General features: G+C 39.5%; 12 protein-coding genes and 3 pseudogenes. 8 read left to right on the top strand and 7 right to left on the bottom strand.

Annotated features, from left to right (window positions below; genetic code table 11):
- Nucleotides 1-8 precede the first annotated feature (8 nt).
- Nucleotides 9-257, bottom strand: a pseudogene (locus tag I8751_RS28010) (IS4 family transposase); the annotation flags it as partial.
- Between the two features lie 100 nt (nt 258-357).
- On the opposite strand from I8751_RS28010, the pseudogene I8751_RS29965 reads away from it, so the two are divergent.
- Nucleotides 358-579: pseudogene (locus tag I8751_RS29965) on the top strand (IS701 family transposase); the annotation flags it as partial.
- 2 nt (nt 580-581) lie between these two features.
- On the opposite strand, the gene I8751_RS28005 reads toward I8751_RS29965, so the two are convergent.
- Both I8751_RS28005 and I8751_RS28000 read right to left on the bottom strand, forming a co-directional pair.
- Nucleotides 582-983: a hypothetical protein gene (locus I8751_RS28005; RefSeq protein WP_214442348.1), complete on the bottom strand. Its 402-nt coding sequence runs from the start codon at nt 981-983 to the stop codon at nt 582-584.
- A 501-nt stretch (nt 984-1,484) separates the two neighbouring features.
- Nucleotides 1,485-3,629, bottom strand: a complete 2,145-nt coding sequence (locus I8751_RS28000; protein WP_214442347.1) for a peptidase domain-containing ABC transporter — start codon at nt 3,627-3,629, stop codon at nt 1,485-1,487.
- Nucleotides 3,630-3,956: 327 nt separating this feature from the next.
- On the opposite strand from I8751_RS28000, the gene I8751_RS27995 reads away from it, so the two are divergent.
- The 4 genes from I8751_RS27995 (at nt 3,957) to I8751_RS27980 (ending at nt 8,052) form a co-directional block, all read left to right on the top strand.
- A complete protein-coding gene (locus I8751_RS27995; protein ID WP_214442346.1) occupies nt 3,957-4,205 on the top strand; it encodes a microviridin/marinostatin family tricyclic proteinase inhibitor in 249 nt (82 codons plus the stop codon).
- Between the two features lie 192 nt (nt 4,206-4,397).
- Complete coding sequence (locus I8751_RS27990) at nt 4,398-5,402, top strand: MvdC family ATP-grasp ribosomal peptide maturase (RefSeq protein ID WP_214442345.1); 1,005 nt, start codon at nt 4,398-4,400, stop codon at nt 5,400-5,402.
- A 77-nt stretch (nt 5,403-5,479) separates the two neighbouring features.
- Complete coding sequence (locus I8751_RS27985; protein WP_214442344.1) at nt 5,480-6,454, top strand: MvdD family ATP-grasp ribosomal peptide maturase; 975 nt, start codon at nt 5,480-5,482, stop codon at nt 6,452-6,454.
- Nucleotides 6,455-6,519: 65 nt separating this feature from the next.
- Nucleotides 6,520-8,052 carry an HlyD family secretion protein gene (locus I8751_RS27980; protein WP_214442343.1) on the top strand — a complete coding sequence of 511 codons (1,533 nt, stop codon included), beginning with the start codon at nt 6,520-6,522 and terminating at the stop codon, nt 8,050-8,052.
- 195 nt (nt 8,053-8,247) lie between these two features.
- Here the strand turns inward: I8751_RS27980 and I8751_RS29960 are convergent.
- The 4 genes and pseudogenes from I8751_RS29960 to I8751_RS29955 form a co-directional block, all read right to left on the bottom strand.
- Nucleotides 8,248-8,424, bottom strand: a pseudogene (locus I8751_RS29960) (IS982 family transposase); the annotation flags it as partial.
- Nucleotides 8,388-8,705, bottom strand: a complete 318-nt coding sequence (locus I8751_RS27975; protein WP_214442342.1) for a four helix bundle protein — start codon at nt 8,703-8,705, stop codon at nt 8,388-8,390. The gene I8751_RS27975 and the pseudogene I8751_RS29960, both read right to left, overlap by 37 nt.
- Nucleotides 8,706-8,768: 63 nt before the next feature.
- Nucleotides 8,769-9,035 (bottom strand): hypothetical protein, encoded by a 267-nt coding sequence (locus I8751_RS27970; protein WP_214442457.1) that lies wholly within the window; start codon nt 9,033-9,035, stop codon nt 8,769-8,771.
- Nucleotides 9,036-9,060: 25 nt separating this feature from the next.
- On the bottom strand, nt 9,061-9,498 hold the full coding sequence (locus tag I8751_RS29955; protein WP_449658083.1) for a DesA/ISL3 alpha bundle tail domain-containing protein: 438 nt from the start codon (nt 9,496-9,498) through the stop codon (nt 9,061-9,063).
- A 994-nt stretch (nt 9,499-10,492) separates the two neighbouring features.
- On the opposite strand from I8751_RS29955, the gene I8751_RS27960 reads away from it, so the two are divergent.
- Genes I8751_RS27960 through acpS form a run of 3 tightly spaced genes read left to right on the top strand, consistent with a single transcriptional unit; the run spans nt 10,493 to nt 12,115 of the window.
- Nucleotides 10,493-11,269 (top strand): SDR family NAD(P)-dependent oxidoreductase, encoded by a 777-nt coding sequence (locus tag I8751_RS27960; protein ID WP_214442341.1) that lies wholly within the window; start codon nt 10,493-10,495, stop codon nt 11,267-11,269.
- Between the two features lie 44 nt (nt 11,270-11,313).
- Nucleotides 11,314-11,736: an acyl carrier protein gene (locus tag I8751_RS27955; RefSeq protein WP_214442340.1), complete on the top strand. Its 423-nt coding sequence runs from the start codon at nt 11,314-11,316 to the stop codon at nt 11,734-11,736.
- Entirely contained in the window at nt 11,711-12,115 is a 405-nt protein-coding gene (gene acpS, locus I8751_RS27950) for a holo-ACP synthase (RefSeq protein ID WP_214442339.1), read from the top strand. The genes I8751_RS27955 and acpS overlap by 26 nt, the downstream gene beginning before the upstream one ends.
- Nucleotides 12,116-12,130: the final 15 nt, after the last annotated feature.

Raw genomic sequence — 12,130 nt, 5'->3', positions numbered from 1 at the left:
CCGGTTTGCTCAAGTCTTATCCAATATTTAATCAAGGGAAACCATAAGGCTTTGATGCTCAATTGCGGTAATACTAAAAAGCGTTGCAAGTTCCGTTTTCGACTTTGATATTGAATCGGTTGCGGAAAGACACTGGCTAATATGGAAAGTTTTACCTGCCGATGAGCCTGTATTAATATTAACAGAATTTGTATGGTTAGATACTGGCTTTCATTCAGATGGGCACGCAAGGTTTTTTGGTAAGATACAGGCAACATATTTTCACAGGGGAGCTACAAAAGTGCTCCCTATTTTTTGTCCTCACCATTTTTTCAAAGTTTTGTCCCGTATAGCTTAGAGTTCCCTTGTCACCCGTTAAGCCTGTATAGGGAAAGTGATGGAAATTTTATTAGTGTTTTGAATCAATTACAACTCAATTTTGTTGTAGCTATACGTAGTAATCATGGAGTTTGGCTATCAAAAGGGCAAAGCATCAGGTATAACAAATGGCGAAAATTTGGCCGTATTTTCTCGAATGCTAAACAGGAAGTTCGATATATTAGAGAGATTATCTTTGGCAAACGACGCGATGTTCGTTATGATTATTCTGACTCAGTAATCAGGATGGGGAAGTATTCACGGGCTAACCATCTTTCGTCCTCGCTCATGTCTGTAAAATTTTCATTACTACCGCTATAAAGACTGTCTAATAGCAGGAGTAATATTTTTTTAAAGCGTTGCCAGCCTCCCCACCGTTGGGTAAATCGGCTTACCCAGGCTTGGGAAACATCAGCAAGGGAAGCGATCGCCGTTTGGCCAATTTTCTGGTGCGACTGCCAAAGCTGAGTGAAAGCGTTGACTATGGCGTGTCCGGTCTGCTGATCTCGGCTACCAGCTTCGATGTAGAAGTCACTGGCATCGACAACCTCTAATTTGACTCCTGGCAGTTCCGCGAGGAGGAAACTAAGGTCATAGTCAGCGCAGAAGTAAAATGTTAGATCCACATTGGAGCGACGATGAGCGCGTAATCGCCCAATCTCTTAGATAATTTCGGCATTTATCAGCTCGGTGAGATACTTTTGGAAAGTGCTGTTTTTATCTTCCAGGTTGACAGGTTGCCCAGTTATCACCTGATGTTCTGCTGCCAAGACACCAATATTTTGGTAGGGAATGCCAAAGCTGGCTAGAGCGTCAGCATCACTAAATCGGTTAACACCACGACCATTAACAAAGTGACCATATTCCCGGCGGTCAGTGGCAGTATCAGCAATTTGCTTCCAATCAATAACCCTCTTTTATCACTTTGGGAGAACCCAATCGCTGAAAGCCTTTCGAGGCTTTAATTTCTAAGTTTTGGCTATAAATTTTAGTTACTGTTAGAAAATAAAGCCTCAAAGCTTGGCTCAATCAAAGTTTCAGAATATTGCTTCGATTATTGTTTTCCGAGAGTGACAGAACAGGGATAATGCCGAGTTTGGAGTGTAGCATTGAGCTATCTTCCTTATCTAAGGTGTTAAAAAATCTAAGTGTTCTCCAGAGGTAACTTGCATTTCCTCTAAAACGCCTTGCATTTTTAACTGCCCTTTATCTAATAGGACAATAAAATCTGCACGTCGGATAACTCTGGGACGGTGGCTAATTACAATTGTGGTTTTGCCTTGCCGAGAATGTAAAATTTTATCTAATACCTGAGCTTCTAATATTGGGTCTAATGCACTAGTAGATTCGTCTAGAATTAATATTGGAGGGTCAGTAATTATTGCTCTAGCTAAGGCTAATCTCTGCTTTTGTCCACCTGAAATATTTACACCAAATTCACCTAATACAGTTTGATAGTTATCCGGTAATTCACAGATAAATTCGTCAGCAGATGCAATTTGGCAAGCTTGAACAATTTGTTCAAATGTAGTGTGAGGGTAGCTCAGGCGAAAGTTATCTAAAATTGAGCGACTCCAGAAGTGGGGTTCTTGTGGGACTAATACTACCTGTTGCCGTCTACATTCCAAGGATAAATCTTTCTGGTTATAAATGCCAAAACGAATATTACCTGATTGCAAGGGATACAACCCAGCCATCAATTTAGCTAAAGTACTTTTCCCGCAGCCAGATTTACCAATCAAGGCTGTGACTTTGCCTCCTGGAATAGTTAGAGAAAAATCTTGTAATAAGTCTGCCCTACCTGTATGGTGAAAGTTGACATTAGTACAAATAATATCAGCGTTACCAGAGATTACTGCCCAAGGCTTCTTCTCTTCATTTTGGTCTTCTGGAGTACTTTCAATGACTTCGGTAATCCGTTGTGTTGCAGTTTGAATTCTAGTAAATTCATCGACAAAACTAATGATTGTAGTAATCAATATATGAAAGTTAGCATTCATCGCATTAAATGCTAGCAGTTGACCAATGCTTAATTCATGACTAATAACTAGACTACTGCCAAACCAGAGTATAGCAAGATTACCAAAGCCAGCAACTAATCCAGAGAATACATTATTAATAATGCCAATTTGAACAGTGTTAAAAGTCAGATAAGCAAGATTTCCAAAACGACTTTGAATTTCCTCCCAAGCTTGGGGAGCCGCATTAGCAGTTTTTACGGTAAGTATGCCTTTAAATATCTCGACCAGTATTGCTTGATTCTCAGCTTTTACCACAATAAGACCACGAATTTTTTGGCTTAAAGTAGGCAGAAAAATAATTGTCGATAGAGACATTATTAGAGCGACTACCACCGACAAACCTAATAATTTATGACTATAAAATCCCATAAAAACCAATGAGATTGCCGCAACAAAAAGCTGACTCGGTATAGCAATAACAATTTGAGAAACCATCTGATTAATTTCTTGAATATCTCGGAGACGGCTAACAATTTCACCACTACGACGAGCTTCATAATAAGTAAGAGGAAGGCGCAAAATTTGTCTGCCAAATTCCAAAGTAAGTCCTAATTCTAGGCGTTGAGCAAAGTGAGCAATCAAGTTAGACTGTACCAGTGTTAGGGTGCTACTAAAGGTATTTATTGCCAGCACACCAATAGCAACCGTGGTTAAAAGTTGTGTATCTCCCCTCACTAGTACGTCGTCAGTGAGAATTTGAATTAAAAAAGGGGTTGCAAGGGAAAATATTCCCATCGCCAAGTTAATCAAAATTGCTTCGATTAAAATATGACGATAGGGTAAAACTCGTGCTAAAAAACGACCAAAACCGCTAATTTTATCTGATTGTTGCTGATAAAAGCGTATTTCGTCTGGTAATAACAGTAACATGACATAATTTGCCCAACCTGTAGTTAATTCTTCACGACTGAGATAGCGGATGCCACTACTAGGATCGGCAATTACATATTTTTTACCTTTTTTTCCATATAAAACTACCCAATGGTATCCTTTCCAGTGGATAATTGCGGGAAGAGGTGCTTCATGAAGTTTCTCAATTAGTTGCGGCGTAGCTCTAACTTGACGGGCGTTAAATCCAAGGCTTTGGGCACCACGTTTCAAACCTACAAGGGTTGTACCCTGCGCTCCTGTACCAACAACTTCCCGAACACGAGCGATCGCAAAACTACGTCCATAATGTTTGGCAATAGTTGCAATACACGCTGCTCCACAGTCTTCTTCACTATGTTGCAGAACGATTTGATATTTCATTCTTTCTAGATGACAAAATTAGCAGATGACAGTAAATTCATTCTATTTTTGCCTCTTAGTGTGCTGTTTGATAGTTTATAATCGTTAGAAAAATAAAACTAAAGCAAATAGTCAATTAGTGTGGACGAGAGTTTGTCTAGTAGCGGATTATATATTCGCCCTATACTTTTAAAAGATCTTCTTGATGAAAGTGTTACTTTATTTTAAGGGATTTTTACTTAAAAATTAAATTTTATTTAAGAATAAATTAATACTTGAAATATTATACTCTATGTAATACCATGCAGAAAGTGTAGGTTTATCTTCACTTTACCGGAAGAAAAAATTATGTCTGAAAATAAACTAGAAAAACTAAATTCTCAAGCAGTACCGTTTTTTGCCCGATTTTTAGAAGGGCAAAGCTTTGAAGACTTATCGGATCAAGAATCAGAAGCGATTAGCGGTGGAACTTGTGGTGTAACCAAGAAGAAGGATGATGAACTTGTCCAAACTCTAAAATTCCCATCTGATCAAGAAGATAGCCCAAGCCCGATAGAAACGAGAAAGTACCCATCTGATAATGATGAGCTAGCTTAGTTACGATAACTGCATACTTTTGAGTACATCAAAAATGCGGTTTTGAAAAATTATGACAACAAAAATATTGTTAGCTTTGCCAACTCCATTTAGGGGTTGGCTTCCCATTAAAACTAAGTTTACTTTTTTAAAAACCTTGCTTCCTCAATAGTTGACAATAGGAAAAATTCAAAAACTGAATGAAGACAGTTTATGCACCTTGAGCGTGATGTGGTTTTATTAATTACCCATAGTGGTGATTTCTTTACAATAGATAGAGTTGCAGAAGCTGTATCAAAACGAGGCGTACAGCCATTTCGCCTTGATACTGATAAGTTTCCAATGACACTTCAACTCCAGGCTAATTTAAGTAATTATGATAGCAATCATAGGCTGAAATATGGGGATTTATCCTTTAACACCAAGCAAGTGCAAGCAGTATGGATGCGACGTATTTGGCAACCCGATTTAGGTAAAGAATTGGCTCCACAATTTCAAGCAGCCTGCTCTACTGAATCACTGGCAGTTTTAGATGGCTTTTGGGATAGCCTCAGAGGAGCTAGGTGGGTGGATGATTTACAGAGGATTAGTGCAGCTGAAAACAAGTTACGCCAACTGCGGATTGCATCGGAAGTAGGCCTTGTCATACCTCGGACTCTTGTCACCAACAACCCTCAAGAAGCACGAGAGTTTTTCCACCAAGTTAAGGGAAAAATGGTTGCCAAGCTGCTCAGACCCCTTTCTTATGGTATGCAAGCCTCCTCATTTTTCATGTATACCAGTGCCGTTAAAGAAGAAGATTTACTTGATGCTGAAACACTGCGCTATTGTCCAACTGTGTTTCAAGAGCAAATCCCCAAACAGCAGGAACTACGAGCAGTGTATGTGAATGGCAATCTCTTTGTCGGGGCGCTAGATGCGTCTGAGTATGCAGCATATACGCAAGATTGGCGACGTGGGACGAAAGAGATTTTTACATGGCAACCATATCAATTACCCGACAAACTAATCCGTTGTCTGGATGCTTTTATGGCAAGGTTTGGACTGGTTTTCGGAGCCTTTGATTTTATTAAAACGCCATCAGGCGAATACGTTTTTTTAGAAATTAATCCCACAGGAGAGTGGGGGATGTTAGAGAGAGATTTGGACTATCCCATTGCAGATGCGATCGCATCTGCACTACTTTCAACAAGTCCTAAATCTAATACCCTTACTTAAAAATTCAAACCTAGCTAACAGGCTTTATAAGTTTAGGAAGTTGTTAATTTTGAGTTTAAAATTCGGAGCGAAGCAACGTGACTGTTTTAATAATTACTCACAGCCAAGACAACGAAAGTATTCCTCTAGTGATTCAGGCAATTGAAGCCCAAGGAGGCAAAGCATTTCGTTTTGACACAGATCGATTTCCCACAGAAATCCAGTTAGATGTTTACTATGGTGAAACTGAGCGAGTTACTCTAAATGTTGATGACCAGACATTAGATTTAAATAAAGTCTCAGCAGTTTGGTATCGACGTATTGCAATTGGTTCAAAAATTCCCGACTCGATGGATAAGCAACTCAGACAAGCTTCATTGAAAGAATCTCGCGTCACCATTGAGGGAATGATTGCCAGTATTAAGGGATTTCATCTTGACCCTCTACCAAATATTCGCCGAGCCGAAAATAAGCAACTGCAATTACAAATAGCGCGGAAGGTAGGTCTAGATACACCACGCACCCTAACTACAAATAATCCACTGGCAGTCAAACAATTTGCCCAAGAGTGCCAGCAGAGAATAATTACAAAAATGCTCTCTTCCTTCGCTATTTACGATGAACAAGGACGAGAAAAAGTTGTGTTTACAAATCCAATTTCATCTGAGGATCTGGATAACCTTGATGGCTTACGTTTCTGCCCAATGACATTTCAGGAGAAAATTCCTAAAGCATTGGAATTGCGGACAATTATTGTAGGTAAGCGTGTTCTGACGGCTGCGGTTGATTCTCAAGCTTTGGATAAGGCGCGTTACGATTGGCGTAAACAAGGAATTGCCTTACTTAACGCTTGGGAGTCATATACTCTGCCTCAAGATGTGGAAGAGAAATTGCTCAAACTCATGGTAGAATTCCGTATGAACTACGGAGCTATTGATATTATTTTGACTCCTGATGGTCGGTATGTGTTCCTTGAAGTTAACCCAGTTGGCGAGTTCTTCTGGTTGGAACACTGTCCTGGCTTACCGATTTCACAAACGATCGCTGAAGTTCTACAGAATTCAGTTAAGTAAGTATAAATTAAGTAAATTCCAACTTTTATTGTCTAAAATAAAACTAAAAAATATTGAATTCAAAAATGGCTGATGCAAACTTATCTTCACCTGCAATTTCTTACACCAATGCAGAAAAGGTAACTAACCCCGACTCTCTGCGCCCAGCTACTCCTAATGAATTCTTGCCCCCCATTAGTAATTGGACAACTATCGGCGGTATAGTTCTCCTTAGTATCTTTGCTGCTAGTCTTATTTTGGCAAGCGTTCTTAAATATAAAATTACAGTCAAAGTCCCAGCGACTATTCGCCCTGCTGGAGAACTGCGCCTGGTGCAAGCAGCAACAGAGGGAACGATTAAAAGCATTGCTGTGCAGGTAAATCAACCAGTGAAAAAGGGAGATGCGATCGCGCTGATAGAAGATAATCGTCTTCAGACTCAAAAAAGCCAATTGGAAACAAATATTCGACAAGCTAAACTGCAACTATCTCAACTTGATGCCCAAATTTTGGCTTTAGATGGGCAAATAGCAGCAGAAAGCGATCGCACCAGCCGAGTTATCGCCTCAGCTAAAGCTGAACTTAATCGCAGTCAACGCGAGGTGCAAGATAGGCGAATCACCTCAGCTGCTGAAGTTAGGGAAGCTAAAGCAAATTTAAGGCAAGCTCAAAAGGAATTACAAAAAACTCAAACACAGTTAAAATCAGTAATAGCGAATTTAAAGTCTAGCGATGCTTCATTAAGGGCAGCAAAGGCAAAGCGAGACAGATATCAACCCTTACTCCAAACCGGATCGATTTCTCAGGATCAATTTCAAGAAGTGCAACTAGCTGTTGAACAACAAGAACAACTCCTAGAATCTCAAAAAGCTAGTGTAGAAGAACAACAACAAGCAATCCAGCAACAGCAACAAGCAGTAGAAGCAGCTACAGCTAGATTACAAAGCACATTTGTTAATCTCAATCCTAGTGATGCTAGTGTTGCAATTTCTCAAGAGAAAATTGCTGCTGAAAGTGCTACAGGTAAAGTCAGCCTGGGAAAATTAAATCAAGAACGCGAGCAATTATTACAACAAAAAGTTGAAATTCAAAAACAATTTAACCGCGATCAACAAGAACTTCAACAAATTCTTCGAGAGATTGCAGATACGGCAATTCGTGCCTCAGCATCTGGCGTTATCCAGGAATTAAATTTGCGTAATCCTTCCCAAGTGTTGCGTTCTGGTGAGATTGTTGCTCAAATTTCTCCTAATGATTCACCCTTAATAATTAAGGCATTAGTGGGATCTCAAGATATCCGCAAAGTAGAAAAAGGTCAAGAAGTACAAATGCGGGTTTCTGGCTGTTCGTATACTGAATACGGAACTCTAAAAGGTAAAGTCAGCGCCATTTCTCCAGATGCGATGTCTGAGTTGGGCTACGCCAACATATCTGAAAATAAAGATAAAAATGCTGCTAATTATGATATTACTATCCAACCAGAAAAGCTAGTATTAAGTGTTGGCGATCGCCAGTGTACAATTCAATCTGGCATGGAAGGGAGAGCAGACATCATTTCTTCTCAAGAAACAGTACTACAGTTTCTCTTCAGAAAAGCAAGACTTTTAACAAATTTCTAATCAGAGCTACAGCACTTCCAGCAGCTATGAGGAACCTATCCCACTAATAAAATTCTGTTAATCCAACGTGAGTTCGACGAATAGGAAGGCGCAAAAAGCTTGCTGTGTAAGAATTTGCTCAAGTGGCATTCACAGCAGCGATCACACAAAGTGGCAAAGACATCATTACGATTAATTGAACGTGAGTTCGACTAACTAAAAAATGGCAGGAGGTAAAGCAGGCAAGTCTTTTGGATAAATATCAATAGACGGCTTTTTAGGTAAATAGGTATAAGCAGCCAAACCCGCCATTAAGTTGACTAAAAAGTTAAATACACTACGATGCCTTGAATGTTCTACTTGAAACATATTTTTGAGATGGTCAATAAGGGTGTGAAAAGATTTTTCTCGGCTAAATCTACTTCTTTGGCAATGATTAATTGCGTATCTAGTTCTCTCAAAGAACCTAAAGCAATATGTAAAAACTGTATATATTCTGGCTTGGAACGCCTGCCATAGCCTTCTGCTATATTAGATGCTACAGATACAGAAGAACGCCGTATTTGGCTAGTTAAGCCATACAATTCTGATTGAGGAAATAGGCGTGTAAATTTATAACAATTGATGGCAAGTTGAACTGCTCTTTGCCAAATGAACTGATTTCTATAGCTCATAACTAAGTTTGAAGTCTGACTTCAGAAGTCAAGAAAAAGTTTGAAGTACAAGAATTATACCCTTTAGGTTGCTAACAAGAATCGTCGCTCAAGCAAGTCTATCTTGGCGCGTCCATACATTTGCCGCTTTAACATTTTCAGTCGATTAATATGCCCTTCAACGGGCCCATTGCTGACTGACATAGTTACACCTGCTTTCACAGCATCATAACCCTCTTTTATCACTTTGGGAGAACCCAATCGCTGAAAGCCTTTCGAGGCTTTAATTTCTAAGTTTTGGCTATAAATTTTAGTTACTGTTAGAAAATAAAGCCTCAAAGCTTGGCTCAATCAAAGTTTCAGAATATTGCTTCGATTATTGTTTTCCGAGAGTGACAGAACAGGGATAATCTTCATGCAATCGTTTAGCAAAGCGACGAAAAGCAGTCAAATTACTATTTTCTGCAACAGTTAGCCACCGTTGGAGTTTTCTCGGCAGTCGCTGGCGCACAATTTGAGCGAAACCTTGAGCTAAGTTGATGGCTTTGGCTAAATCTGGATGTTGCGCTATTAGTAGTGCAATCAATTCTTCCGAATCTGGCTGTTGCGACTCCGGTTTCCGTAGCACTAGCCATGCTAAGAAGCGTTCATAGCGACTATGAATTTTATGAGTTGGTTGGTTACAAACTGGACAATTAACTACTGTTTTGATTGCGGAAACAATCAATTTTATTTGAGTTTTTATCTCGTCAAGAAGACAATTCTCAAGTTTCAAATTGGTTGAATCTGGTAAGAGGTGGGTTAGCACCGACATAAGGCTTGCTGAGGCTTATCCCTCAAATGTTTGATGGAGTGAAGTTTGAAGTGTCTCAATTATATCTTTCTTCCTTCTGCCTTACCCCAACCAAGATCATCAAAAGTTGCCAAGACCCAGGATTAAATGCAACTAACCGAAAGTCCCATCAAACGGTAGTTTGAAAGTTTGCTCAAAAAACCCTCTGACTTATAGAAAAAAATAGTTGAATTTCAGCCAGGATTAACTGCAACTATAGGGGAACACAATAAATTCCGCCATTGCCTACAATTTGCCCCCGTGTTGCAACAGAGCCTGCTTTACAATCGGCGATGAAGGCTGTATTGCTTACCCCGCATCTTTTACAGCTGAGATCGCTACACTTCACTTTTCAAACATCCTCTTAAATTGATCCTTAAAATTTAGATATTTACTGGTTAAAATACTAAAAAAGTGGCAAGTTGATAAATAAGAATTTTGCGAATAAATGTAGTTGCAGGTGCAGATAGTATTTTGCGATTGATTGTTACAAATGATTTTTCTGAAAAAGCTTGACAAATAAATGCTAAGACCATCTCAAACCCGCAATCTTTTTATTAATTGCCTTAAAAACGAAGGGTTTTACACTATTAGCACTGGGACTAGTATTGTCGGTATTCAAAAGGCACAACAATATTTATCTGATTTAATACTTATTGTTTTCTGTAGTCATTTGTTGGTGATGCCTGCGTCGTGCGTAGTGATCGCCCTTTCGAGAAAATTTTTTGGTGTAATGATAATAAATATCCTATTTTTATGCAATATTTTCCCTTGAAAATACCTTGAATAATACTTATCTTATAAATGTTGAAAGTCATACAAGATTTGAAAAAATATGTTCAAAGACTCAGGTGATAACTAAAATTTGTAGTTTACTAATCATGAACAATTTGTTGAAATACTTGCTTTATTATGGCAGCTGCATAATTTTTTCTGTTCTTAACTTTTATTTTCTCAAAGTAACCAAAAAGGGATTATGCAAAAGAAGTTGAATGGGCTAGTCGCTCTGGTAACAGGTGGCTCTCGTGGTATTGGTAGGGCCATTGCTCTAGACCTTTCACAGGAGGGAGCAACTGTTGTTGTTAATTACCGTTCTGGTGAGTCTCAAGCACAGGAAGTAGTGGATATAATCCACGCATCTGGTGGTAAGGCAATAGCTATACAATCCGACGTGACTGACTACGAGCAAGTCAATGCCATGATACAGGACATTATCAATAAACTAGGAGGTTTAGATATTCTAGTTAACAATGCTGGAGTTGCAAAAGATGGATTAATCTTTAACTTAGAACCTGGTGATTGGCTCGATGTGATGCAAGTGAACTTCGGTGGTGTGTTTAATTGCACCAAGGCTGCGATCGCACATTTTATGAGCCAGCGGAGCGGCGCAATTGTGAACATATCTTCTGTAATGGGTGAAAGAGGTTGGATTGGCGAGTCCAATTACGCTGCATCAAAAGGTGCTATCAACGCCTTCACTCGCTGCTGTGCTATGGAACTTGCTCGCTTTAATATCCGTGTTAACGCAGTGCTACCAGGTTTTTGCTCTACTGACCTGGTTACAGATTTGCTTGCTAAAGAAGGTAACAAAATTCTCAAGCAGATTCCATCCCGTACCTTTGCTAAACCAGAAGAAGTAGCAAAAGTAGTTACTTTCTTAGCAACTTCTGACTCCAGTTATGTGACTGGATCTCTAGTCACTGTAGATGGTGGCTTAAGTACCCCTTTAGCGATGGGTAAACCGTCCGTATAAATCCACATTTTCCTAATTTAACTAGCAAACCGAGGAGAATTTTCATGACTAAAACTGTAATAAATAGCAAAGGAGAAATCTTCAGCGCTACTCAATCTGCTATTGTCGATGCGCTGGGAGTGAGCGAAGATGAGGTGGTTCTCGAAGCAACTTTATTAGGTGATTTGGGAGCCGAATCCATTGATTTGTTAGATATTCTGTTCCGTATTGAGCGCAAACTGGGAGTGAAAATTAAGTCTTCTGACCTTGCTGCCTATGTCCAAGGCGGTATTCCAGATGAAGAGTTTGCTGACGAGCAGGGTATTATCTCTGCGGTAGGTTTAGCCCAATTACAGAAAGTTATGCCACAAATCAATTCTGATGAACTAGCTGGCAAACTAGAAGTTGAAAAGATTCTTGATTTATTTACGATAGAAAACTTCGTTGATATAGTGTTTGAACGTGTTAAACTTTCCACTGAGGAATAAGTCAGGCATCCGAATTGGTGTTGATATTGTTGAGGTTAAGCGTGTAGTTCGACTGATTACTGAGAACCCCGATATTCTCGATACTATCTTCACCACCCATGAAAGTGCCTATTGTGTAGGGAAGCGTGGCCAATACGAGCGTCTAGCAGTTCGTTTTGCTGCTAAAGAGGCAGTACTGAAAGCATTTGGAACTGGGATTGGTCAGGGAGTTTATTGGACTGACGTAGAAGTTATTAACGATGTTATCGGCAAGCCGCATATTTGCCTACATAACGAGGTAGCTGCATCTGCACAACGGCGAGGACTAGTAGATTTAGATATTACCTTATCTCATACAGTAGGCATGGCGATCGCTTGTGCTGTAGCAGTTTGGAAATGACTTAGAGGAATCTTT

The organism is Atlanticothrix silvestris CENA357 (genome assembly GCF_016056295.1).
Lineage (GTDB): Bacteria > Cyanobacteriota > Cyanobacteriia > Cyanobacteriales > Nostocaceae > Atlanticothrix > Atlanticothrix silvestris.
This window is presented reverse-complemented; position numbering and strand designations above follow the sequence as displayed.

What these genes read in the sequence shown, in the direction of transcription:
- I8751_RS27960 (WP_214442341.1), top strand. Translation starts at nt 10,493, where the DNA reads ATGCAAAAGAAGTTGAATGGGCTAGTCGCTCTGGTAACAGGTGGCTCT.
- I8751_RS28000 (WP_214442347.1), bottom strand. Translation starts at nt 3,629, where the DNA reads ATGAAATATCAAATCGTTCTGCAACATAGTGAAGAAGACTGTGGAGCA.
- I8751_RS27990 (WP_214442345.1), top strand. Translation starts at nt 4,398, where the DNA reads ATGCACCTTGAGCGTGATGTGGTTTTATTAATTACCCATAGTGGTGAT.
- I8751_RS27995 (WP_214442346.1), top strand. Translation starts at nt 3,957, where the DNA reads ATGTCTGAAAATAAACTAGAAAAACTAAATTCTCAAGCAGTACCGTTT.
- I8751_RS27980 (WP_214442343.1), top strand. Translation starts at nt 6,520, where the DNA reads ATGGCTGATGCAAACTTATCTTCACCTGCAATTTCTTACACCAATGCA.
- I8751_RS27975 (WP_214442342.1), bottom strand. Translation starts at nt 8,705, where the DNA reads ATGAGCTATAGAAATCAGTTCATTTGGCAAAGAGCAGTTCAACTTGCC.
- I8751_RS27955 (WP_214442340.1), top strand. Translation starts at nt 11,314, where the DNA reads ATGACTAAAACTGTAATAAATAGCAAAGGAGAAATCTTCAGCGCTACT.
- I8751_RS29955 (WP_449658083.1), bottom strand. Translation starts at nt 9,498, where the DNA reads ATGTCGGTGCTAACCCACCTCTTACCAGATTCAACCAATTTGAAACTT.